This window comes from Shewanella sp. VB17, assembly GCF_013248905.1.
Taxonomy (GTDB): domain Bacteria; phylum Pseudomonadota; class Gammaproteobacteria; order Enterobacterales; family Shewanellaceae; genus Shewanella.
Genome location: NZ_JABRVS010000001.1, coordinates 3,240,207 through 3,265,330, shown reverse-complemented (window position 1 = coordinate 3,265,330; position 25,124 = coordinate 3,240,207). Strand labels below are relative to the sequence as shown.

20 protein-coding genes and 1 tRNA gene are annotated in these 25,124 nt (G+C 38.9%); 8 read left to right on the top strand and 13 right to left on the bottom strand.

What is annotated here, in order from left to right:
- Nucleotides 1-4 precede the first annotated feature (4 nt).
- From HQQ94_RS14025 to cysK, 4 genes are all read right to left on the bottom strand, one after another.
- Entirely contained in the window at nucleotides 5-2,653 is a 2,649-nt protein-coding gene (locus tag HQQ94_RS14025) for a TonB-dependent siderophore receptor (RefSeq protein WP_173294997.1), read from the bottom strand.
- Between the two features lie 502 nt (nucleotides 2,654-3,155).
- Nucleotides 3,156-4,124, bottom strand: a complete 969-nt coding sequence (locus HQQ94_RS14020; RefSeq protein ID WP_173294996.1) for a TDT family transporter — start codon at nucleotides 4,122-4,124, stop codon at nucleotides 3,156-3,158.
- Between the two features lie 172 nt (nucleotides 4,125-4,296).
- Nucleotides 4,297-4,728, bottom strand: a complete 432-nt coding sequence (locus HQQ94_RS14015) for a CBS domain-containing protein (RefSeq protein ID WP_173294995.1) — start codon at nucleotides 4,726-4,728, stop codon at nucleotides 4,297-4,299.
- A gap of 314 nt (nucleotides 4,729-5,042) precedes the next feature.
- Entirely contained in the window at nucleotides 5,043-6,011 is a 969-nt protein-coding gene (gene cysK, locus HQQ94_RS14010) for a cysteine synthase A (protein WP_173294994.1), read from the bottom strand.
- Nucleotides 6,012-6,298: 287 nt separating this feature from the next.
- On the opposite strand from cysK, the gene HQQ94_RS14005 reads away from it, so the two are divergent.
- Together HQQ94_RS14005 and HQQ94_RS14000 are read left to right on the top strand one after the other, a co-directional pair.
- Nucleotides 6,299-7,393, top strand: a complete 1,095-nt coding sequence (locus HQQ94_RS14005) for an RDD family protein (RefSeq protein WP_309247247.1) — start codon at nucleotides 6,299-6,301, stop codon at nucleotides 7,391-7,393.
- A gap of 206 nt (nucleotides 7,394-7,599) precedes the next feature.
- A complete protein-coding gene (locus tag HQQ94_RS14000; protein WP_173294993.1) occupies nucleotides 7,600-7,752 on the top strand; it encodes a hypothetical protein in 153 nt (50 codons plus the stop codon).
- Between the two features lie 109 nt (nucleotides 7,753-7,861).
- Here the strand turns inward: HQQ94_RS14000 and HQQ94_RS13995 are convergent, their stop codons facing one another.
- Nucleotides 7,862-8,533 carry a DUF2057 domain-containing protein gene (locus tag HQQ94_RS13995; RefSeq protein WP_173294992.1) on the bottom strand — a complete coding sequence of 224 codons (672 nt, stop codon included), beginning with the start codon at nucleotides 8,531-8,533 and terminating at the stop codon, nucleotides 7,862-7,864.
- Between the two features lie 229 nt (nucleotides 8,534-8,762).
- On the opposite strand from HQQ94_RS13995, the gene corA reads away from it, so the two are divergent.
- Nucleotides 8,763-9,710: a magnesium/cobalt transporter CorA gene (corA, locus tag HQQ94_RS13990; protein WP_173294991.1), complete on the top strand. Its 948-nt coding sequence runs from the start codon at nucleotides 8,763-8,765 to the stop codon at nucleotides 9,708-9,710.
- A gap of 278 nt (nucleotides 9,711-9,988) precedes the next feature.
- Here the strand turns inward: corA and HQQ94_RS13985 are convergent, their stop codons facing one another.
- Nucleotides 9,989-11,338 (bottom strand): ATP-binding protein, encoded by a 1,350-nt coding sequence (locus HQQ94_RS13985; RefSeq protein ID WP_173294990.1) that lies wholly within the window; start codon nucleotides 11,336-11,338, stop codon nucleotides 9,989-9,991.
- Nucleotides 11,329-12,003 (bottom strand): response regulator, encoded by a 675-nt coding sequence (locus HQQ94_RS13980; RefSeq protein ID WP_173294989.1) that lies wholly within the window; start codon nucleotides 12,001-12,003, stop codon nucleotides 11,329-11,331. Before HQQ94_RS13980 ends, HQQ94_RS13985 begins: the two co-directional genes overlap by 10 nt.
- A gap of 239 nt (nucleotides 12,004-12,242) precedes the next feature.
- Between HQQ94_RS13980 and HQQ94_RS13975 the strand changes: the two genes are divergently transcribed.
- From HQQ94_RS13975 to HQQ94_RS13965, 3 genes are read left to right on the top strand one after another with little or no spacing between them, the layout of a single operon-like run.
- On the top strand, nucleotides 12,243-13,097 hold the full coding sequence (locus HQQ94_RS13975; protein WP_173294988.1) for a putative selenate ABC transporter substrate-binding protein: 855 nt from the start codon (nucleotides 12,243-12,245) through the stop codon (nucleotides 13,095-13,097).
- On the top strand, nucleotides 13,090-13,767 hold the full coding sequence (locus HQQ94_RS13970; protein WP_173294987.1) for an ATP-binding cassette domain-containing protein: 678 nt from the start codon (nucleotides 13,090-13,092) through the stop codon (nucleotides 13,765-13,767). The genes HQQ94_RS13975 and HQQ94_RS13970 overlap by 8 nt, the downstream gene beginning before the upstream one ends.
- Complete coding sequence (locus tag HQQ94_RS13965; protein ID WP_173296652.1) at nucleotides 13,760-15,259, top strand: ABC transporter permease; 1,500 nt, start codon at nucleotides 13,760-13,762, stop codon at nucleotides 15,257-15,259. Before HQQ94_RS13970 ends, HQQ94_RS13965 begins: the two co-directional genes overlap by 8 nt.
- Before the next feature lie 113 nt (nucleotides 15,260-15,372).
- Here the strand turns inward: HQQ94_RS13965 and HQQ94_RS13960 are convergent, their stop codons facing one another.
- On the bottom strand, nucleotides 15,373-16,011 hold the full coding sequence (locus HQQ94_RS13960) for a LysE family translocator (RefSeq protein ID WP_173294986.1): 639 nt from the start codon (nucleotides 16,009-16,011) through the stop codon (nucleotides 15,373-15,375).
- Between the two features lie 98 nt (nucleotides 16,012-16,109).
- Entirely contained in the window at nucleotides 16,110-16,931 is an 822-nt protein-coding gene (locus tag HQQ94_RS13955) for an AraC family transcriptional regulator (protein ID WP_254304064.1), read from the bottom strand.
- A 342-nt stretch (nucleotides 16,932-17,273) separates the two neighbouring features.
- Here HQQ94_RS13955 and HQQ94_RS13950 point away from each other — a divergent pair, with 342 nt between their 5' ends.
- Nucleotides 17,274-19,427, top strand: a complete 2,154-nt coding sequence (locus HQQ94_RS13950; protein WP_254304063.1) for a CHASE3 domain-containing protein — start codon at nucleotides 17,274-17,276, stop codon at nucleotides 19,425-19,427.
- Between the two features lie 77 nt (nucleotides 19,428-19,504).
- Nucleotides 19,505-20,335: an ammonia-dependent NAD(+) synthetase gene (nadE, locus tag HQQ94_RS13945; RefSeq protein WP_173294984.1), complete on the top strand. Its 831-nt coding sequence runs from the start codon at nucleotides 19,505-19,507 to the stop codon at nucleotides 20,333-20,335.
- 35 nt (nucleotides 20,336-20,370) lie between these two features.
- Here nadE and HQQ94_RS13940 read toward each other — a convergent pair whose 3' ends face one another.
- The 4 genes from HQQ94_RS13940 to HQQ94_RS13925 all read right to left on the bottom strand — a co-directional run bounded on the left by HQQ94_RS13940 (nucleotide 20,371) and on the right by HQQ94_RS13925 (nucleotide 25,063).
- Nucleotides 20,371-20,673 (bottom strand): DUF6942 family protein, encoded by a 303-nt coding sequence (locus tag HQQ94_RS13940; protein ID WP_173294983.1) that lies wholly within the window; start codon nucleotides 20,671-20,673, stop codon nucleotides 20,371-20,373.
- A complete protein-coding gene (locus tag HQQ94_RS13935) occupies nucleotides 20,654-22,846 on the bottom strand; it encodes a diguanylate cyclase (RefSeq protein ID WP_254304062.1) in 2,193 nt (730 codons plus the stop codon). Before HQQ94_RS13935 ends, HQQ94_RS13940 begins: the two co-directional genes overlap by 20 nt.
- Nucleotides 22,847-23,010: 164 nt before the next feature.
- Nucleotides 23,011-23,087, bottom strand: a tRNA-Pro gene (locus HQQ94_RS13930).
- A 188-nt stretch (nucleotides 23,088-23,275) separates the two neighbouring features.
- Nucleotides 23,276-25,063, bottom strand: a complete 1,788-nt coding sequence (locus HQQ94_RS13925) for a DUF3413 domain-containing protein (protein ID WP_173294982.1) — start codon at nucleotides 25,061-25,063, stop codon at nucleotides 23,276-23,278.
- Nucleotides 25,064-25,124: the final 61 nt, after the last annotated feature.

Below are 25,124 nucleotides of genomic sequence, written 5' to 3'. Positions count from 1 at the left end.
TTTATTAAAATTGAATTTTGTAACCTGCAAAAATTACGCGTCCAGTGATATTGTGAGTATTATCGTCGTAGCCTGGGTATCCCAGCTCGTAATTTACATTAGGCATAGCATCAAATAAATTGCGCGCACCTATAGAGGCTCTACCATAGTTATCCATATCGTATGTTAGGCTTAAATCCCAAATTGTACTTGATGCAAAGTCTTGTTTATTGATACCAGATGCTTGTTGAGCGGCGGTTTCTCCATCATATGCATCTATATATTTAGCCAGTAAAGATGCTGTTATTGCACCGTAACTATAACCAAATGAGGCGTTTACACGTATGGGTGGATAGCTTTTGCTGCCTAAGACATCGTAACGTTCTGCAATTGGACTATCTTGTTCGGTAAAAGTGAGTGCATAGGTTCCCTCGACACCAAAATTGAGTGTCCCATAATCGGCTAGTTCGTATTGAGACTTAAACGAAATATCAATACCTGAGGTTTCAACGCCTGCCATGTTGATAAAACCAGCGCCAATTTCTTCTATTTCTCCAGCCGCATTACGTTTCACAAAAATTGTGTTTGGATCATAAGCGTCTAAACCTGAGCTCGCTTCTAAATCTAAAATAGCTTGTTCATCGAGAAAATTAACTTGGTTGCTGATTTGAATATTGTAATAATCTAAAGATAAGGATACATCATCAACAATGTTCCAAACACCACCGAAAGAATATTGATCTGACTCTTCTGGTTCAAGGTCAAGGTTACCGGTACTTGTTCTCAAATATGAATTTTCTTTACAAACATCAGCTTTTTTTCTATCGGCTTGAGGCAGGGCTTGACAGCTTTTTGTATCGGTAACTCTACCGTAACTGGTTGCTTTTTCACTAAAAAGGGCATCAAGCGCTGGGGCGCGAAATCCTTGACCATATGAGGCTCGCAGTACTAAACTATCTACAACCTCATAACGGACATTAATAGAACTTGATACCTGACCTTCATCAGGAATGCTATATTCGTCATAACGACTGGCGAGTTTGACGGTGACATTACTAAGAACAGGAATATCGACCTCTACATAAGCGGCTTTATAGCTTCTTTCACCTGCTGCATCGCCTCCATATGTACCGATAAGGTCTTCATTTGATTGTTGAGCGTCACGTTTATCTGAATATTCCATTTTTTGGTATTCAGCGCCAACTGCGTAGCCGATCGTGCCGCCATGTAACTCTAGTGGTAGCTCAGATGCCCAAGACAGACTCGTCCCTGTTGTTGTCGTTTCCGCTTTACGCGTTGCGGTATGAAGAAAACTAGTTAATGTCTCTTGAGTCGCATTACCGCCACGAACGAAAGGATTGTATCGTCCTGTGTCAACCGCTACTTGTAGCTCGTCATTAAATACGTACGAGTTGGTTGTAATATCGACGTTTTGATCTGAATATTGTACATACCAGTTTAGTGAACCAGCTTCTAATTCAAGGTTTATACCAGTAACAAAGTCAATGACATTTGATTCAAATGCAGTTTCGCGATCAGCAACATCGGTTAATCGATGGAATACTTGGATATCTGAAACATCAGCTGTCCCTCGTGTTGGATTATTGGGGTTATCCGCGGTCATGTATAGATCCTCTGAGTACAGAGATGTAGAAGCCGTTATTGATTTATCTCTCATGATTATGGCTTGGCCAAACCATTCAATTTCATCACTGATGTTATAGGTCATATTGGTAAATAGTGAGTCTTTGGTTTGCTCTGGTAAATAATCTTTACCATCGTAGTAATTCCAACCACAACGTGTGCCTTCGTTGTTTACAATGCGATCGGCTGGACAGTCTTTACCTGCGACATAATCTCCTGTGTAAACTTTTTTGCCAGTAATTGGATCTTTAGTTCCTCCATACACAGGAACAGGCCTGTATGTTCCTTCAGGTGCATATAGTTGACTTCGCGCGTAGCCTTCATCCCAGTTGGCGGATAGGTGTTCGCGGCTGCCCCCTTGAAGTGAATCAAAATCTTTATGTTCAATGACGATTAAGCTGGTACTTTTATCACTGTTACTCCCGAAAGTGAGTGTTGCAGATTTCTCATCTCGATCACCTTGAGTTGGGTTACTCATATTGATCCCTAAAGCTAGGCCGTCGAAGCTTTTCTTTAGAATAATATTAATGACGCCGCCAATGGCATCAGAGCCATAAATTGCAGATGCGCCATCACGAAGAATTTCAATTCTCTCAATGGCTTCCATTGGTATTAAGTTTAAGTTGGTTGCCCCATCCCCTAGGCTCGCTGATGGGGCAATACGGCGCCCATTAATCAGTGTCAATGTACGACTGGAATCGAGCCCCCGCATGCCTGAACTAGCATGATTACTGGCAGAGCTACCTGCATCACTAATAAAGCTGCCGCCAGTGTTATATGGCATTTGTGCTAATACTGCAGAAATATCATTGAGGCCTGTTTTTGCTATATCCTCAGATGACAATACGGTAATAGGTAAGGCTGTTTCCATATCGGTACGCTTAATACGTGATCCTGTTACGGAAATACGCTCTACTTTTTCATCTTCATTTGCTGCAAATACTGCGGGTGCAGTTAGCGCTGTTGCCGCTGCTGCGCTCGTGATTAATGAGTATCGAATAGCCTTTGCTATTGTTGAATTTAATAACATCTCGTCTCTCCCTGGTGTAATCTTCAATTTTTATTATTAGAGTTTATTGTTGTTTTTTTTGTGTAACAGTGGAGTAGTTCCTTTACGCCTCCTTTGTTTTTTGTGCTCCCAATATGTTTATCGTGTGTTTTGTCTATGTTTGTTTTGTTTTGCAATCGTAATTACTGGGTGGGAATAGAAGCACTTTTCAGTAACATTAGCAATTGGTGGTGATACATTTTTTTGGATCTAATACCGCTAATTACGATTAATATGTTTATTTTTCTTTACAGCTTAAAAGGAGGGATATCTGCTGTTTTAAAATGTGTTTACTTCAAGGAAAGGTAAGCGAAGGGGCGAGTAAAATTAAATATTAGGTTGACTGTGTTAATATTAGAATATGTGATCCACATTGGTTTCGGAAATGGAAGAAAAGTGGTTTGCTCGATAGTTTTGATTATGATAAAAATAAGCCATTAACATAGATTTAATGGCTGTAACTTGTGTGGTATCTATTGGGTTATTAGGCGGTGAGTGTATTGGGGCGGTAGTGAGACAGGTAACGGTATGCAACATAAACCACCACTGCCGTTGATATCAATAATTCTCCTTGTGCTGCATAGGTGACCCAATCCGTGAACTGACTTTGCCCGTAAGACTGGCTTAACCAATGGGCTGTTTTAAAGAGTGCCGTTGCACCAATCACCATGGGGAAGGTAAAGGCGGCATAACCTGGTGAAAATGGCAGTCTTAATAAGTGAAGGAAAGCTAAGTAGATAACACTGGTCATTAATACTGCAATACTCAGCAGCAGCCCGACGATGACGAGTGAAGGCTGGGCACTCACCGTTAAATATCCGGCTAAAGATAAGCTGGCTGGTGCTGCCATTATCGCAATGGTAGGCTTGGCAGCATCTTGAATCGGTGCGCAGAATATTAAACGGTATAGCATAATGGGCAGCATGATGAGGTAGCAGGCCATGCCAAAGTTGAGTGTGGCATTGGCTAGCCACTGGTATTGATCGCCGGGGAAACTCACCGCTGCGACAATGATCCCAATTGGGGGCACAAACCAGCTTGGTACCATATGTTCGAGTTTAAAATCAATCGCGCGAAAGTAAACAAACATGGTTAAAAATACAATATGAATAGCAATGGCTGCTAGCCATAACAACAGCCCTTGGTTGGGGAAATACTGCCCTAAAGTATTAGAGACTATCATCAATCCCATTGCGAAGGTGGGAATTACGCTACCTACCACAGGGTGTGAAAGTTCCTGTTTTAGGATGTTTGGGTGAAGGATAAATTTAATCACTAATGAGATTAACATCACTGCGGCTATCGCTGCGCCGATAAGTTGCCCGCAGCCATCGATGTCAGGCAGCATGCTTTCCCATGCCCAACCTAAGCTAGCAATGGCTAATGCCAATCCTGCCATAGGGCTTGGGAGTCGAGATGCATGATGTGAGATTTTTTTTAATGAATATTTCATCTCTATTGTCCTAATAAGTCGTCCATGGCTTAATAGTAAAAGAGTATTTTTGATAATAATATTTGATTCTAATTATTCTTTAGTTCATTTTTACTTAATACCTCAAATTGAAGCCTTGTGATTTCTTATCACGATAATAACGGCAGATAAAATATGTATCTTATTACATGAATTAAACTAGACGAGAATGGCCCTGCTTATACATTGCTTTTAATTGGTCATCAATAGCTTTGAGCACATCGGTACGGTTAATGATACCAATCAGTTTATTCGATTCATCGATGATGGGGTATATTTTAGGTTTAGCATGTGTCATTTGTTGTGCTAAATCTAGCACTGAGCCTTCAGGTCGCACAGTAAGCGGGTTAGCATGCATTATATCACCTACGACATAATGGTTTTCATTCAGGTAGGTAGCCTCAAGCATTTTTATTAGACAATCTTGCTCAGATAAAAAACCGATAACATAATTGTTTTCATCAATAACAGGCCCACCAATTTGCTTAGCGTTAAGGAAGAGTTCCACAGCTTCTGCAATATGCATATTGACAGTAAATGTCACTGGATGTTGGTTCATAAAACTAGATATTTTAATTGATTCCATGTTCCATCCCTTAATGTTAACTAAATTGTATTCACTAGTCAGTAAGTTAGCACTTTGATTATTCTTATCTCACTGTGTATAAGGTTAGTCTGATTTTATTTTTTTTGTTAAAAAACATAAAATATCTGTGACTTAGCATGTATTTGATAGGATGGGCCTATACTCAAGCGACTTCATGATGTTTGTTTCAGAGTCCCCGTAGGATAGATGAGTAAGGCAATGATTGAGATAATGACCATCTCCTTAAATGTAAAAAGTATAGTTATAAAAAAACCAGATAGGATCTGGTTTTTTTAAGTCACTATTGGGTTATGTTATTGAATGTTTTCAGTATCACTAAACTCACCTTGAAATAATGCTGATGATAGATAACGTTCTGCTGCAGAAGGTAATATCACCACAATGTTTTTATCTTTAAACTCAGGCAATGCAGCAATACGATTTGCAGCAACGACTGCTGCGCCGGAAGAGATCCCAACGAGAATGCCTTCTTCCTTCATTAGGCGTTGAGCCATTTCAATAGACTCTTCATTGGTCACTGCTTCGACTCGATCAATCATCTCTAAATCAAGATTGCCAGGAATAAAACCTGCGCCTATTCCCTGTATTTTATGGGGGCCTGGTTTTATCTCCAGCCCTGAAAGAGTTTGTTGAATAACCGGCGAATCGGTAGGCTCTACCGCGACGGAAGTGATGGCTTTACCTTGAACGTTTTTGATGTAACGGCTCACACCAGTAATCGTACCACCAGTGCCAACGCCAGCAACAATAACATCGACTTCACCATCAGTGTCATTCCAAATCTCTGGCCCTGTGGTTTTTTCATGAATATCGGGATTAGCAGGGTTGTTAAATTGCTGTAATAAAATATATTTGTCGGGAGCAGATTGGCAAATTTCTTCCGCTTTATCTATCGCTCCTTTCATGCCTTTAGCCCCTTCAGTAAGCACGAGTTTAGCACCAAGAGCTTTGAGAAGTTTACGACGTTCCAGGCTCATCGTGTTTGGCATGGTTAGTGTCAGCTTATAACCACGAGCTGCAGCGACATAGGCGAGTGCTATTCCTGTATTGCCTGAAGTTGGCTCTATTAACTCTTTATCTTGAGTCAGTGTCCCTTTTTTTTCGGCATCCCATATCATATTGGCACCGATACGACATTTAATGCTAAAACTTGGGTTTCTAGCTTCAATTTTAGCTAAAATATTACCTTGACTAACGCGTTTTAAACGAACAAGGGGGGTGTGACCGATAGTATGTGAATTATCTTCAAAAATGTTGCTCATGGCTCGCAGCTCCTAACAATACAGTAGTTGAATCATAATCGCCTTTTACAGCAATAGAAGTGATTGTTTGTTCTTCTTTATTCCATTTAGTTATCAATATTGCTTTATTTATTCGAATTTTTTAATTTTTCATATGTTATAAAGTGCTAGTATGATGTTTTTTATGATTAATTTAACATTATCTTAAGCGTTTGTTCAATGATTGAATATAGGTCCATTTCGGTCAAACTGTCAGTATGCCGCTAAAAAATAAATAATAATAATAATAATAATAATAATAATAATAAGTGATTAATGATATGACGATTCAGAATCAGGATGCTGATCCTAAATACATGGTGACACCGTTGGCTTTTCAGATGGCACCTGAACTACTTTATGTTCCACTGGCTAGCCCTTTAAAGCGTTTTTTGGCAATGTTCATCGATGCTTTATTTGTGGCTGTATTGGCTGAGCAAGCGGGGTTTATTTTTATATTTTTTGTTGGTTTAACCTTATCAATACAGAAAAAAAGCCGTGAATTAGGCAAATTATTCCAATGGTTTTTGTACCTTGTGATGTTATTTATGCTCTTGGTTACAGTTAACAATTTAGTTTCACCTGCCACATCAAGTGAAGTTGAGAACGGTAATGAAGGTGAAGAGTTAGGTACAATGAAAGAGCGTATTGTGCTTTTGGGTTCTGGGTCTAAAGTTATGAGCCTTTATCAGTGTGAAGATATTGAGTGTGCGGAAAACGAACTAATAGACTTGATCACAGTACTTAAAGAATCAAATGTAAATAATAATTTGAAAAGTTCGGTATTAATCAATTTGGTTAATGATTTATCTTTTTCCTCAGTAGAAAAAAATACCCTGCTAGATATACTGAATACTGAGTTACCTCAGTATTCAGCGAATATGACTGACATTGGGGATGTAACAGCTAACCAATGGCCAGATAAAAAAGCGACTTATCAGATGTCCGATAACAATTCTTCAAAAAAATATTCTTACCAGAATGAGTCAAGAATCGAACAAGAATCGGATGATAAATACAGCTTACTCGAGTGGACTAAAGGCTTGTTAAATGATCTGGGACTTGGTTTTGGGTGGGCAGCATTATATTTTACTGTCTTTACTGCCTGCTTTGACGGACAGACGTTAGGAAAAAAATTATTTAGAATACGAGTAGTTCAACTCGATGGTACAGAACTGTCGTTTTGGTGTGCCTTTGTCCGTTATGGCGGTTATGGTGCAGGTTTTGCGACTGGATTATTAGGTTTTTTGCAGATTTATTGGGATGCTAATAGACAAGCTATTCAAGATAAAATATCGGCTACTGTGGTGATTGATTTGAGTCAATCGAGAGTTAATAGAAATATCAGCAAATTCAAACAGTAAATTGCTTAATATCATTAATTTTATCAGCAAAATAATACTCAATACACCGCTTCAATGAATTTATGTCCCTGCTCCCTTATATGGCAGGAAAGTAGGCCTATCTCTGTTTTTTAACCGCCTTATTGCCCAGAATTAAGTCTCATTTAAATGTTGTGAAAAAAGCAAAATATGAATCCTTGCCACTTAGCGCATATGAAAGTTTCAAAATGCTAATTCAAGGTGTTACAGGGATCTCGATATTATTATCTGTTACTACAGATAACTTTTATGTGGTCGCTGAACTGATGGTTACGGTTTATCTGATGATTATCAGAATTTTTGAAGTGGTAGGTACATTTTCAGGCAATGAAGTGACTTGACCAATGGGTGTAGCCATAGTCAGTGAGCTAAGTGAAGAATAATATGTCTTAATTATATATGTTTAATGGTGTTAGTTTTATGATTTTCAACACCATTATTGATTACTGTTTAGATAGATTGATGTTCAATTTTTAATTTAAAAGCTTTTTTGGTCTCTTCATCTGCTTGACTGTACCAGAAATCGAGCATTTCACTGATACTTTTCTGATCTTGTAAAGCGGGTGTTGTTTGCAAAATGGCTTCTTTTTCTGCTTGTGTTGAATTTGCAGTAATAGAGGGGACGACATTGATAGGTGCTAATGCTTTAATGGCTGCATGGCCATCTGTTTTATTGTAAGCGAGAATCTCATTATCATAATCACGTCCCAGCTGGATCCCTTCTTTGTTTAGGGTGTCGATTTGACTTTCAAGTTGATGACCTTGTTTATCTTCGATGGAAACATCGGGTGATTGGTTAAAGTGTCGAGCTTGACTGTTGGATTTTAAGGTAGGTAAAGATAAGTGATAATCTGCATCTGTTGCTGTGAAGCTGATGATGATAGCTGCTGAATTAAATCGATTGATTTGTCCCTGATCTCTGTATGTGGTGTGGTACTTAAAGACTATCTGATGGCGTCCGTTTTCAAGTTCAATTATTTTTTTTGAAGTTGTTTTTTCCCCATTTACCACAAGAATCTCAGCGGATTCTGGCAATGTTAAGCTGATATTTGCTAATGTTGGTGCGGTAAAAATAAAGGATATTAAACCTGATAGGCTGGTGAGCAGTAGGGCTTTTTTCATCAAACGATCCTAGTGTAAACATATGTTTTTTTATTTATAGGCCTTTATAGCACTTTTGTTGGAGAAATACCGCATCATTTTTAGATGGCTTATGCACCATGATCGTAAAATCAATCTCAAAATGTTGCCGTTTAGCTCTTCTCAATATTTGTTTATCAGGTAAAATGCCGTTATTTTAGCTTGCGCTTTGCTAAGAATGTGTACGGGAAGTGTTTGTTCAGGAGTCACGATGATAACAGCGTATGTTTATACTGATAGAAAATTAGCAATTAATGAATTAAATATTAAAGATGGTGTACCTCAAGGGACACTTTGGTTAGATCTTTTTAAGCCAAGCGATGAAGAAAGAGAATGGCTCAGTAAATACTCTGTTGAAGAAGTGCCTGATGAAGAGGATATTAATGAAATTGAAGCGTCTGCACGTTTTTATCAAAACAATGATGGCTTGCACATAAATTCCTTATTTCCTCTGAGACTGGGCCAAGATATACGTGGCGTTAACGTTTCTTTTAACCTACGCAAAGATTTTCTCTTAACGATGAGAGAGGATGACGTTGGTTTGATCCGCTTGTTACGTAACTACCTTCGATTAGGGCGTATTGAGGTGAGTACCCCACAAGGATTGTTTCTGGAACTTTTCAATCTTAAAGTTGACTATTTATCTGATCTTATTGAGGATATCTATTCAGTAGTCGATGGTGTTAGTGAGCAAGTTTTTGACAATGATAAGCTTGATAAAGTATTTAAGTTGATCACTTTACAAGAAGATTCAAATGGTAAAATTCGACTTAGCCTTTTGGATACTCAACGCTCATTACGTTACATGCAACGCTATTATCGTGGGCAGTTAACCGAGGAGAACCTGAAAGATCTGCGTGAAATGTTATCTGATATTGAGTCGTTAATGCCACACAGTCAGTTTATTTTTGACAAGTTAAATTTTTTGTTAGATGCGGCGATGGGATTCAGTGGATTACAGCAGAATAAAATCATTAAAATATTCTCTGTTGCTGCGGTTATTTTTCTTCCCCCAACGGTGATTGCCAGTGCCTATGGGATGAACTTTGTTAATATGCCAGAATTAGCATGGCGTTTTGGTTATCCTATGGCCATTGTGATGATGATAGCTAGTGCGGCTGGGACTTACTTTTTCTTTAAAAGGAAAGGTTGGCTATAGTCTTGGTAAAGTCAAATATCCTAATATTAGGATATAAATGTTTACGCTCTATATCGACACAGCGATGTTTATATCATCAAAAATTCTCTGTTATGGGTGTTATTGACGTTTATGTAGATTCAATTCCCCGATGAAATGAGTTTCTATTTTATTTCTTAGGGTATTTTGAACCATTTTCGCTAGTGGCTAAAAATGAAACGTGACATTGATGCATTTGAGGATGTGCTTGGAAGGGATTGGTAATGAGGCTAGTGGTTCAGGATTAGCCTTATTACCTGTTATAAAGGGATAGTAATAATAAATTTTGCTCCTTCGAGCTGTGAATCTTCAATTTCAAGTTTACCACCATAGCTGGTGACAATTTCATGGCATACTGCCAGCCCTATTCCTTGTCCTGGTTTGTGGGTATCAGCTCTGACACCACGCTGGATGATTTTTTGTTTTATGCTATCATCAACGCCTTGACCATCATCTTCAACAGTCAATACAAACTCTCCGTGGTCATTATAGCTGGCACTGACTCTTACTTGGCTAATACAGAGTTTAAAAGCATTTTCCATTAAATTTCCGCAAAGTTCCATTAGATCGCCCTTGTCGCCTGGGAACACATGTTCGATGGGAATATATGCTTCAAAAATGACTTGCTTATCACGATAAACTTTAAACAACATCTGTGATAATTGATTGACAAGAGGTGCAACTAACGTATGTTCTTGTTTTAATCCTTTACGACCTAACATGGCGCGTTTTAGTTGGTATTTCACCAAAAGATCCATTTGGCTCACTTGTTCCATGATTTTTTCACTGGCGCTGGTTTTATCTAAACTGGCATCATCTGTTATGGCGTGAACAGCAGCGAGTCTGGTTTTAAGGCTATGGGCTAAATCATTCATCGCATTTTGATATCGATCTTGCTGTGCGCTTGATTGACGTAATAATTGGTTCAGTGCTTGCGTTACACCTTCAAGTTCTATTGGGTAATCTTGAGATAAGCTTCTTGATTTTCCGTTGTTTACGCTTTCTAGTTCGGATCTCATTCGTACTAAAGGCCGCATCCCCCAGTAACCTGCACTGATAAGTAACACAAATGCTAATGCTAATACCATGGCTAATCTTATATAGGTTCGACGACTAAATTTATCCATTTCTGCTTCAAGGTTTTCAGCATCCTTCATTACCAATAAATTGTACTTGTTACCGGCAATTTCAACGGCTAAAAGATAAATAAAGTAACCTTTCTTATCCGCTAAGCTGAGATAGTAAGGTGGGGAGTCATTACGGATCTCATTAAATCGTTCGCAGGTATCAAATAGCCCTTTATCGACTGCTAAGGATGAGGTCCATACTTGCCTAAATGTATCGTCACAACTGGCAATAACATAGCGTTTAGGGGTGTTATTCTCATCAAGCCATTCACTGGTTTCAGGGATCAAATCATGTTCTCTAAGCTCGGCTGCTACTTTGGGGATCTCAGCGATGAGTTGTGCTGTCTCTTTGTTGTAGCTATTTTGAGCATGTAAAATGTTGATCATCCAAGCGAGGCCAAAACCTACCAAGGCAATAATTGATAATGAAGTGAGAAACATCCGAGTGAGCAGACGTTTTCTAGGCCTAAATTTTAGCTGCATGGCAAGTTAAATTTATAGCCTTGGCCGCGTATCGTGGCAATAGGATTGTCGAGACCTCCCTTAGTTAGTTTCTTTCTTAATCGTGAAACCATCACTTCTATGGTGTTAGGATCACCTTCTTTATCTGCATAAACGACATCCAATAACCGTTGTTTAGCGACGACTTCGTGGCAATGTCGCATCAAATATTCGAGGATCAGATACTCAAAAGCAGTGACCTCCATGAGCTCTTCGTGCATGCTTACTTGTTTTGCAGCAAGATCTAAATGCAGCGGTCCGCTGGTGATAACTGGCTTGACGAAGCCTGCGCTGCGTCTCACTAGGGCATCGAGTCGAGCGACGAGTTCTTCTTTTTGAAATGGCTTGACTAAATAGTCATCTGCTCCAGCATTTAAACCTTCTACTTTATCTTGCCAATTTACCCTTGCTGTTAAAATCAACACAGGGGCTTTTAAACCGTTATCACGTAAACTTTGGATGAGGCTTATACCATCTTGATCCGGTAAACCTAGATCGATAATAGCCACGTCAATAGGATAATTAGTGGCTTGATAAAACCCTTCTTTGGCTGTTAATGCCACTTGAACTTGATTACCTAAATCGCTTAATTGTACTTTGAGATGATGGGAAAGGATTGGATCATCTTCAACAACCAAAATTCTCATGTTGTTATGCCTTTATTGTTCTTTTGTACAGTTTACCTACATACTCTGCGATGTGCCAACAGTGTGTATATTGATCTAATCAATTATTTTACGTGAAGTTATCTTAACCAGAGCTGACTTGTGTATTGAACTGATATGATATAAACGCTATTAGATGTGGTTTTATCAGAGAAACTGCTAGTTATGTAACGTTAGATTCGTTAAAATGCCGCAAATTCGTTACCAATGAGAAACATCTAATGGGATTGTTTAAAATGGGGCTGTTTGTTGTCTTAAGCATAATAACCTCCAGTGCCTTTGCTGCTGTTTTTACTTTTACTGCCATTCCTGATGAAAATGAGAGTCAGCTTCGTACACGTTTTGAAAAGGTGGCCACCTATTTAGAAACAGAATTGGGCGTGGAAGTGAAATATATTCCTGTTAAATCTTATTCTGCCGCAGTAACTGCATTTAGAAACAATCAAGTTCAATTGGCGTGGTTTGGAGGATTATCAGGGGTTCAAGCACGTCGTTTAGTACCAGGCTCTGAGGCAATAGCCCAGGGTGATGAAGATCAATTTTTTCAAAGTTATTTTATTGCCCATGAGTCAGCACAGATTTTTCCATCTGACAGTTTCCCTAATTTAAATGGTCTGACCTTTACCTTCGGTGCTAAAGGCTCTACATCTGGTCGTTTGATGCCTGAGTTCTTTATTGAAAGAAATCTAGGTAAAAAAGCCAAAGATGTATTTAAGCGGATTGGTTTTTCAGGCGATCACAGTCGAACTATTATACAAGTGCAGTCTGGTGCTTATCAAGTCGGTGCAGTCAATTATAAAGTTTGGGAAACGGCTGTTGAGAAGGGACGTGTTGATTTGAATAAAGTTAGCGTGATATGGCGAAGTCCGACTTATCCAGATTACCAGTGGACGGTTCGAGAAGGCGTTAATGACATTTTTGGTAAAAACTTTAAGCAACGTTTGACTGAAGCATTACTGGGTATGGATGATCCTGCGCTCCTTGCTAGCTTTCCTAGAAGGTCTTTTGTCCCTGCCGATAATCTTGATTATGAACCGATTGAGAATGTAGCTAAAGCGGTAGGACTTATTGATTAGTCTTAATAATATTACACTTAAGTATGCGGATAAGCTGGCTATTCGTCAGCTTTCTTTGTCAGTAAAACACGGTGAAAAACTGGCTATCATAGGCTCTTCTGGTGCAGGTAAATCAACTTTACTCTTCCACCTATACTCCTTAGTTGAAGATAATGCCGCCTATTGTTCTCAAAAGCAGGGATTAGTTGAAGGGTTAAGTGCCTATCATAATGTGTATATGGGAGGGCTTTCACGACATCATTGGCTCTATAATGTGATTAACTTAATCTTGCCTTTTAAGACGCCGCTGATGGAGGTAGAAGCTCTGTGCCGGGAATTATCGTTAGATGTCTCTATGCATCAAAGAGTGGCTGAACTTTCTGGTGGACAAAGGCAAAGGGTGGCTTTAGCACGAGCCCTATACCAAAAAAAGACAATTTTTATTGGTGATGAACCATTTTCTGCGTTAGATCCATTGATGGCTGACAATTTGTTAAAAATGGTGTTAACACGTCATTCGACTGCCATTATGGTACTGCACGATAAATCCGATGCATTGGCGCATTTTGATCGTATTATCGGCTTACGTGAAGGGGAATTATGCCTTGACGTCACTCAAGGTGACATGAGTAAAGAGTTGGTTGACTGTTTTTACTCTGGAAAATCATTATTTCAGCATAGAAATGCTTAGGCCATTACTTTTTATAGGTTATTGGCAAAGAGTTACCTTGGCTTTATGGACTATTGCTTGTGTTTGTTTCTATTTCTGTGACACTGAAATTATTTCACTCGATCCTTGGAGTGAGTTTCAGCGTATAGGACTTGGGTTAATGAGTCCTGATTTTTTTGCCACTGAATATTTGTTTGAAGCACTATGGCAAACGGTCAGTTTTGCTTTGTTGGGGATCATTGTTGGCTTGTTTTGTGGTGCTCCCTTAGCGCTGATATATGCTCATCCCTTCATTGCCGTTTTATGTGCCATGATCCGTTCAATCCATGAGATTTTTTGGGCGATGTTATTTTTGCAAGTATTTGGCTTATCTCCTATTACGGGGATCCTTGCCATTGCACTGCCATATGGTGCGACTTTTGCTCGAGTGTTTCATGACATCTTATTGCAGTCACCCACAGTCACAAGACAAATTTTACCTGCTAATACGGATAAAATTAGCGAGTATTGTTATGCGCGGATAAGCCATGCCCTGACGCCCATATTGGCCTATGTCAGGTATCGTTTTGAATGTGCATTAAGAAGCAGTGCTGTGTTGGGGTTCATTGGTATGCCGACATTAGGTTTCTATTTAGAGACGGCATTTAGGCAGGGCAATTACCATGAAGGATCTGCGTTATTGATGCTGTTTATTGCGCTAATAGGCACTATTTCATTTTGGTGTCGGCCACGCTTAATCGTTATTTATTTGATTTTATCTTTGCTCACCTTACCGAGTATTCCCTCTATCGATGGCATGCTATTGTGGCGTTTTATTAGTCAGGATATTTTACCACCAGCACTCCCAAATCTAGAGTCATTTACTCCCCTTCACTTTGTGGGTGTGATTAAATGGGGCCAAAATATATTATTTGAACAAGCCTTTCCAGGCGTGATAATTACTTTGCTTTTGGCATTAACGGCACTGGCTATGTCGCACTTTGTAGCCTTATTTCTGACATGTAAGCTATTAATGACAGGGGTGTTTTCGCATTTAATGCAGTTGTTCTTACTTATATTAAGATCAATCCCAGAATATATTTTTGCTTTTATTTTTATGATGTTACTCGGTCCTTCCATGTTACCAGCGATGTTAGCGTTAGCATTGCATAATGGAGCGCTTATTGCTTTTCTTTGTTTAAAGCAGTCAGATACGCTCACGACATCTTCGGTCTATAATGGCCGCGTTGATGGGTATTGCTATGATATTTTACCCCAAATATACCCTAATTTGATGGGATTACTTTTTTATCGTTTTGAAGTCATATTAAGAGAAACTGCTATTTTTGGGATGTTAGGTGTCGCTACTTTAGGATTTTATATTGATAGTTGCTTTGTTGAGATCCGCTACAGCTCAGCTTTACTTTTAATGGGGGTAACCGGTTTACTTAATATTACCATCGACATAATGAGTCGATATTTATTGGCAAACAATATTCAGGGAAAATTGCTTTGTAAAGGAATAGTAAGCTGAATGAATGTTTTGTTTTAATAAATGTCTCGTTTGAATAAAGGTCCATCAGCAGAAAGACCATGGGACATGACTTTATTTACAGTTTATTAAGTTAAATCCATGTCAAATTTAGTTCACATAATACCATAAATGATGAACAGTGCTATGGTGAGAAAAAGAAGACCTGTTAGTAGATTTATTATCGGAGTGGCTTTGCTCATCTTTTGTTGTATCTCAGGCTTAGAAAGCACTAGGGCGATAATACAGAACCATAAAATCGACAGTAAAAGTAAGATTAACGTTGCAGATATTTTAGTTAATACACTGACATCTGGTGTTATCATAGCGGAAAACAAGACAATAAAAAAAACCATTGCCTTTGGGTTGAGTAAGTTAGTGTAAAACCCTTGTTTGAAGCCTTGTATGGGGGTTAATCGAAGATAACCACACTCAACTTTAGTGTCATTAAAGCTTGTTTTCCATTGTGCTATAGCCCCCTTTAATGCGTTAGCGCCTATCCAAGCTAAGTAACTCGCTCCGATTAGCTGGACAATTAAAAATAAGGTTGCTGAACTTTTAATGATGAGACTGACCCCAGTAAGACTTAATAAAGTATGCAGCAAAATAGCCATTGAAATTCCCAACGCTGCAGCAAGGGCTGTGCGGCGGCTCTCTTGGCTGGCCATTTTGAGCACTAACGCAAAGTCTGGCCCAGGACTGGCTAGTGCGGCACTGTGAATAATAACGAGTGAAAAAAGTAGATGAAGATCCATGTGTATATCCTTAGATAAGAGTGTTAGAAGCTAAGGATATTTTGATGGGCTGTGGCAATAAGGAATAGGATAAAATTGCAAAACAACGTGTATTTTAACTAAAGGACGCGTTGTTGAAAATACGCTGGGGTGATTAAATAGGCACTTTTAAATGCTTTGTTGAAATGACTTTGATCGAAAAACCCCACGTTATGGGCGATCTCAATGGTACTTTCACCTTTAATTAATGCTTTTTTTGCATATTCTAATCGGATCCGTTTCAGGTAAGCATGGGGAGTCATACCCACGGACTGTTTAAATTTTCTTAAAAATTGGAATTTACTTAACTCCAGTGATCTTGCTAAGTCCTCAAGTTGAAAGGCTTGGCTAAGGTCATCATGAAAGAGTTCCCGTATATAGTTAACTTGCAGCTGAGATAGGCCGTTATTTGTATGTTTTTTTTGTGGTGTCATATGACCGTGCCTTAAAAAAAGCTCTGTGATAAAAGCCATTAAATTGGTTTCAATCAGCAAGCTGCTTTCTTGTGGTGTCGTGAGCATTTGGTGTAGCTGTAAAAATGCTTGTTGTAGTTGAAAGTCTTCAACAAGTGGAGTGCTAAAAAAAATTTCTTTATGGTTTAATTCTTGGCTGATTTGAACAAGATACTCGTAAGGGATGGACATAATATGCGCTTGGTAACCAAGAGGGTCGACACTGTGACCATTATGCACTTCGTCTGGGTTTAATGTCGAAATAGACCCCGGAGATAATTGGTAACTTATGCCTTTATGGCTATACTGTTGGCATCCTTGAGAAACCACACCAATATGATAATCCAAATGAACGTGCTGTTGAAATTCGAATTTGGAAATATCTGCTTTGCATAGTACCACATCATTGATTGCAGGATTACGCCAATACTCCATGTTTTCATGTTTCATTATTTTATCTTTTGCCATCTTTATTCTGTATTAATCATAGCAATGACTGCGTGATGTGAGCGAGTAAAAAATTGCAACGGTGCCAATATTTTTCCACTATGGGTTCTGTTTTTAGTGGCCAAAAAGTACATTTATCGGTGAACTAAATACTACTTTTTGATATAAAATTAAATTTTTTTAGTTTAAAAAGTTATAAATAAATTCCCCTATAGCCATTTTTTACGTCAATACTTAAATCCTAATATAGAAGATTATTTGTTTTGAGTTTGTATAATTCATGAGTGAAAAGTTAACCACTAGTCTGAGAAGGATGTGGTTTCTAATGAATGACAGAGGTAGAAGATGGATAGTAACATGCTTGGCAAGATGAGTTTTAGAACAAAATTGTTATTAGGATATGGACTGATATTAGGCATGATGCTTGTTATCACACTCGTCGTCTTTGTCAGTGTTAAGTCACTTTCTAGCAATACATCATGGGTTAGTTTTACACATGATGTATTGAGCAAGGCCTCAAAAGTTGAAGCTGCAGCGGTTGATATGGAAACCGGCATGCGAGGGTATTTATTGGCCGGGGAAGAGAGTTTTTTAGCCCCGTACAATAATGGTAGTCAAGCTTTTGATAAACTCGTCAATGAGCTTCGAGACAAGCTTTCGATTAATACAGCACAAGTGGCCTTACTTAATGATGTCTCGGCGACACTCAGCGACTGGCAAAAAAATGTCGCTGAACCAGCCCTTGTATTGCGAGGTGAGGTTGGTGATTCCAAAAGCATGAACGATATTGCTGTAGAAGTTCAGCAAGCTAAAGGTGAGCAGTATTTAGATAAGTTTAGAGAGCAGTTAGCCACATTTATTGAACGTGAAAACACCTTGATGGTTTCGCGACAAGCAAAAGCAAGTAGAACTTATGACATTGAGGAGCTGAGGAAATCAACCCAGTGGGTAGAGCACACATATCAGGCTATCTCGATGGCTCAATCACTTCTTCTCTCTGCTATTGATATGGAAACGGGAATGAGAGGGTATTTACTTGCAGGGCAAGAGAGATTTTTAATACCTTATAACAAGGGGAAAACGCACTTCTATCAATTAATCGATGAGCTATCTAGTAAGGTGTCGGATAATCCTGCTCAAGTTACGTTGCTACAAGAGAGTCGGGTGACCATTGATGATTGGATTAGCAAGGTTGTTGAAAAGCAAATTGAATTAAGGCATCAGATAGGTGATTCCAAAACCATGGATGATATCTCTGATTTTATTGTGCAAGCCAAAGGAAATATCTACTTTGATAAGTTCAGAGGTCAGATCAAAACCTTGAAAGGAAGAGAGCATGTGCTAATGGAAGCACGTATGGAGTCGTTAGCAACGACAGAGGCGTTGGTCATTAACGTCGCCGTTTTTGGTACGTTATGCGCCATTATTATTGGGATTGCAATTGCACTTTGGCTGACAAGGCACATTATGGATCTGCTTGGCGATGAACCAGTTTATATTGCCAGTATTGCTAAGAAAGTGGCAGAAGGTGACTTATCCATGGATCTACAAAAAAATGGCGTCGATAAAGGTATCTTTGCTGAAATGAAGCGCATGATGGCATCGTTACATACCAAAGTGAGTTTGGCAGAACGTATTGCTAAGGGTGATTTAGATCAAAATGTTGAGTTGGCGTCAGATTGTGATTCTTTAGGTATTGCATTGAGAACCATGACTGATAACTTAAATGATGTATTGACTCAGACTCAAACAGCCAGCGATGAAATATCTCAAGGCAGTGCCAACGTGTCGTCCAGTAGCGCATCACTGTCAGATGGTGCCTCTAAACAATCAGCTAGTCTAGATAATATCGCCAGCTCTCTCAATGAGTTAAGCACACAAATTAATACCAATGCACAAAATGCGAATCAGGCGAGTGAATTTGCCAGTCAAGCGCAGACTGCAGCTCAAGAAGGGATTGAGAAAATGGCAGGTATGATCGTGGCTATGTCTGAAATGTCAGAGGCAAGTAAAAGTATTTCAGGATTTATTAGTATTATTGATGAAATTGCAGCTCAAACCAACTTACTTGCCTTGAATGCCGCTATTGAGGCTGCTCGTGCCGGGGAGCAAGGTCGAGGGTTCGCAGTGGTTGCGGATGAGGTGCGTAATTTAGCGGCGAGGAGCACGAGTGCGGCGGAAGAAACATCTAAGTTAATCGCAGGCTCTGTTGTGAAAACTGAAAATGGCAGTGCGATTGCCAATGAAACTGCTGAAAGTTTAAGAAATATTTTCGAGACGGTCAGTCAAACCTCAGCCCTTGTTGCTGAAATAGCGACGGCAAGCAACGAACAAGCAATAGGCGCAGAAACCATCAATCAAGGCGTAGTTGAAATAGATGGTGTGACGCAGCAAAATAATGAAACAGCTCAACAAAGTGCAGCAGCGGCGGTACAGTTATCTCAACAAGCTGAGCAGTTACAGTTGATGTTATCGCGTTTCAAATTACGTGATGTGTAAGTATTTTATTGGTATTCATTTATGCTTAGCTCATAATAACTAGCGATGCAAATGAGACTAATTTTGGAGCACAGCTTGTGAAAGGACAGATATTACGTGAAATGAAAGTTCAGCCAGCGATAGAGGCTGATTATGAAGTTGAAAGACGGGTTGCATTTATAAAACTAAAGTTAAAAGAGTCCAGCACACACACATTAGTACTTGGGATAAGTGGTGGTGTCGACTCATCTCTTGCTGGTAAATTATGCCAATTGGCAGTTGATGAGCTTAATCAAGATACAAGTTCGACGCACTACCAGTTTCTTGCTGTTCGTCTGCCTTATCATATTCAGAAAGATGAAGATGAGGCCCAGTTAGCTTGTAAGTTCATTAATCCATCAAAATTAGTGACAGTGAATATTCATGATGGGGTGAATGGGATCCACAGCGATGTCCTAAATGGACTTGATGCGAGTGATATACACATATTAGATAGTTCAAAGCGTGATTTTGTGAAAGGCAATGCTAAAGCCAGAATGCGTATGATTGCTCAGTACGAGATTGCAGGGCTAACCGGTGGTCTCGTTGTGGGAACAGATCATAGTGCTGAAAATATTACCGGCTTTTATACTAAGTGGGGTGATGGTGCTTGTGATCTGGCACCGTTATTTGGTTTAAATAAACGTCAAATTCGTCAACTAGCATCCCATTTAGGTGCCCCTCTAGTGCTGGTGAATAAGGCTCCTACAGCAGATCTTGAAGAGGATAAGCCTCAGCTTGAGGATGAAATCGCATTAGGTTTGACCTATGATCAGATTGATGATTTTTTAGAGGGCAAATCAGTAGACTCTTATGTCGATGATAAGCTGATTGGGATCTATAAAGCGACACAGCATAAACGAGATGCCATACCGACAATTTATGACTAGGAAGTAGATTTATTTTAGGCGTGTTAAGCGCCTTTTTAATGTCTCGAAATTAACTGACGGGTGTTTGCTATTAATTGGTTGGAATACTGTCGGTGATCTAAGTAAGGTGTTTTGAGTATCGACATGCTGCTGTAATGCAGTGTTGGGTCGTTATCGACAGTCATAAAAGAAATGTTGTTGAGGTCCATCGAAAGTTGCTTTACTACAACAGCACCGGCAAGGATATGCCATAAACTAGTGTTAACTTCCTTGTTGATTAATTGATTTGCCCCTATGATAATGAGCTTATCTTGTTTAAGTGCGAAAGTTAATGACAATTTACGCAAGATGGCTAACAACGACGTTATCTCGTCCTTGATTTTTTGCTTGATATAAGTTTTTATCTGCTTGTTTAAACCACTCTTGTAATGATTTACTGTAATTTGGATTAGCGACGACAGCGCCAATGCTGACAGTCATTATTATTTCAGTTTTTTCTTGTGTTGAGAGCATGATCCCTTTTTTTATTTGTACCCTGAATTTATTTAAATGTTGTTCAATTTTTTCGAGCTGTGCCATTGGAAGGATGATCAGAAACTCTTCTCCACCGTATCTGGCAATGACATCACTATCACGCTTAAAAAAGAGTTTCATATTATTTGCGATAGCGCGTAAACACTCATCACCTGCAAGATGACCGAAGGTATCATTGATCGTTTTAAAATGATCAATATCGATAATCGCTACAACCATCATTTCACCACTTCTTAGGCATAAATGATGCGTAGTGTTAAATTTTATTTCCGCACTACGGCGATTATATAAATTAGTTAAATCATCATGCTCTGCTAAAAGTTGTAACTTTTTATTGGCTTTTTCTAGCGCAAATGTACGAGTTGCTACTTTTTCTTCTAGTGCTAATTGATAGCGAATAAGTTCTTGCTTACTCATTTTAATACTCTGATATAATGTTAAAAACTCTTGAGGTGATTCTTCATCGATATGATATGAGTCGACATTACTCGTGCCTTTGCCGGCAAATTTATTGGAAATTATGTTTAAGGGATGAGTTAATCTCATGCTGATCACTTGAGCGACAATAATAGTGATGAGTAAAGAAAACAATAAGGCAGTAAGAGTGGTGAGGTATTGTGTTTCCAATAGCCTTAGTAATGGAGAAAATGGTGCCACAATATACAACTTCCAACCATTATTTAACTGGTACCGACTATAGACAAATTCAGGAGTTGAGTTTTCAAAATCATAAAGGTTGAATAAATGTAAGCTGGTATTGTAACCTTGGCCTTTTTTTACTGATTTGAATATTGAAAGTGCAGGTAGTGTTAACTTGTCCGATGCGTAGATAATACGATTATTGTCGTCCATGATGATCATAGATTGTAGATTATCTGTTTGATCAGCTCTCTCTATATTGACAAAACTGGCTAAGTTTATAAAGCCTTCGATGACCCCTACAGGTTCTTCTGCGCCTTCTTTATGGTAAATAGGCGCACTTATTGACACAGTAGGGGCACCTAAGTCTCCTTTTCCCCTGAAAGGAGGAGAAACGTATGTTTCTTGTTTATTGAATGCTTGTTGGAAATAATGAGGGTTTTTGACGGTTAAGCTCTTACTGTTGAGTTTGTCTAAGTTGAGTATTGTAATGGGCGCTGCAGCAATAACCCTAGCTTCAGCATCTGTGACTATCATGCTGCCAAAATCAGTATAGCTGTGATGTAATTTTATTAATTTCGATTGCATCCCTTGAAGATCTCGTGACGACAGGCTTAGCCAACGAGAGGCTGTAGCGATGGCTTTTTTGTGAGTATCGATAAACGCTTCTGTTGCGTGACCTAAATGGATAGCCGAGTTGTGTAATTTTTGATTAAGATTGGTTTGTTGTTGTAACATTATTTGATGGTTGAAAACCAACGCTGAACAGAGTAACGAAAGGGTTAGCACTAGGATAAAGTTGTAGGTTAATTGAGCGTTGAAAGTCCGTCTTTTTTTATCTTTTATTTTACCTTCTAGATGCCATAACCCAGAAAAAATAATGACAGCTAATGAAGCTAGAGAGACATAGATAAGTCCATTAATCCCCTGCTTTAATGTAATAAAAAAGATGTGACTGGTTGGGAGATCTGAAAGGTGAGTCGAATACAAGTAAAACAGTGGCATGCCTAAAAAAAACCAATAACTTATGTCAGCGTACAGTGAATATATGTCTTTTTTTCTGGCGTAGCCAAGCCAAATAGCTTCTAAACTAAATAATAGTAAAATATGTGGGCTTGCCCAAGCAATCATTAACCCGATTGAAGATATAATTGCACATAGCAGAGCAAACCAAGGACCTAATAATATAGCAGTAATGACAAAAAAAATATTCCCTAATATTAATTGGCTGTTAGCAAAGAGTTGTATGGGATAAAGGTTTACCAGTAAACCTATTAGGCCAAATATGACAGATAACTTTACGTGTTGCAGGTTTATTTTGTGCATATTAGGAGTATTGTTTTTATCTATTATACTCATTATAGATGCTTACCGTTAAGAATGAGAGCTTCGACAAAAGGTGTGTTGTGAGTGATCCATTATCTTATGCTTTCTGCTGCTGATTAATCATAAGCAACAATGTGTGACGGGTTATTTTTATACTAAAAAGCCGCTAATCTTTCGATTAGCGGCTTTTCTATGTTTGGTCGGGATAGCAGGATTTGAACCTGCGATCTCTTGTCCCCCAGACAAGCGCCTTACCGGACTAGGCCATATCCCGATTTTAATCTTACTAAATAAGGCCAGTAAGATGAGGCAGGACTTTAGCAATTCACTGTAGTTTACGCAAGTGATTAGTCATTCTGTTTGTTTAATTGCTTATTTTATCAGCTTTTATTGCTTAATATTCACATTAAGCTTATTTAACCGCCTCTTGGTGGCGATCTTGGTAGTGCAATAATCCTTTACTTAGTGATTGTATAGTCGTCGACCTTCACGCATGACTTCAATGAGTTCAGGTGCACTTAATTTTTTAGTGAGTCGACGTTCATAATTTTCATCGTAAATACGATACTGCCCATGTCGGTCGATAATGGTTATTTCAGCATCTTGATAGATCCCAAAGATAAGATTATCGCCAACATAGACCCAGGATTTACTATTGGGTTGCAATAAACTTCTACCTACACTGTAATCAGTTGTCGCATTAGTACATCCAAGTACTTGGCTGAGTAACGTTGGAGCAATACCATAATGACTGGTGCGATATTGAATTTCTTTTGCTGGAACGCTGCCAGGCCAATGAATGATAAGGGGGACATGCACATTGGCCGGTGACATGTTACTGCGAACTTCGTTTGGGTTACTGGTAAACACTTTACCACTGACACCTGTGATGATAATCAAGGTGTTCTCTGGTAAATTTTGTAACAGTGTAGCAAGCGTTTTATCAATGAAATTTAATGATTGACGATATTGTCTGAATAATACCTTTTGAGCAGACTTCAATGATTTTTTGGGCGGAACGGTTTCTACCCCTAAAAAGCCAATGGGAGTATCATAACTTTCTGGTGAACGTAAATTGATCAGGCTAAACCAAGGTGTTTGATGACCAGTGCTCCACTGTTTGAACTTTTCAATAGAGGCGATATCTGCTAATGCATGGCTATCCTCAACATGTGATATGTGATGTTCTAGCCCTTTAAAGATAGCATTGGGTTTGATGGCGATATCGTCGGTTGCAAACAGAGCTGCTTGATACTCTTGTTGTTTCAGTATCTGAGTAAGTACCGGAGGAGTGTCAGCTAAAGTGGCATCATTAATGTAGCTTCCTTGCAAGCCATACATGATAGAGAACATCCCATTGGACAGTTGAGTTCCACCACTTAAGTGTTGTTGAAAATCTTGATTTTCACTAGCATATTGGTGAAGAAATGGCATAGTCAGGTCATCGACCATGTCAGCTCTTAAGCTATCGATAGTAATTAAGAGGATGTTGGGTTTATTTTCACTGATGCATTGTAATGGTGTAATAGGATAACGGATGTTACTTTTGTTTTTATTATTCAAATTAGATGTACTATCAATACTCTCTATACCGTGACTTTCCATAAATGAACGTGCGGTTGCAGGGTAAGATAAGGGGTAAGCATCATCCAAGCGGGTAATGTCTTTGACTGACGCAGCATCTGCCCAGATATGAATAAGATGGCTGCTAACAAAACAAAGTCCAATGAAAGCCACGACTTTGTTGCCACATTGTATCTTATGAATGTTATCGATGCGCTTCCACAGAAAATTAGCTACTGTGAGCTCGATCGCTATGATACATAATGGCGTCACTATATAGGAAGTACCGTGCAGTAACGCATTAAGATCTGCCCATGCTAAATTGAATACAAATGGACTTAAATGGAGACCATAGTCATTATAAATGATGGTGTCATACAGTAAAATACACAGACTTAACGTTGCAATGGATGCTGCATATCCACGTAATATTTTAGAGTAAGGTAGGAGCAAGGTGACAGGAAAAATAAGTACTAGATAAACAATAAAAGACAAAAAGCTAAAATGACCAATGGTACTCATGGCCAAGTAACCCCAGCCAATCCAAGATTCTGGGTAGCCAACAGTATCTAGATAACGAAATCCGACAATCATGGCAAGAAAGCCATTGAAAAAGGCAAACCAATGCCCCCAACTTATTAAGCGCGATACGCGATCGCGGCTCATTTGTGTTTTACGCTCGACCATGTTGCTCCGCTTATTGATTAGCTAAGGGCTCTATTTATCCGTTTATGCATCTTGCTTGCAT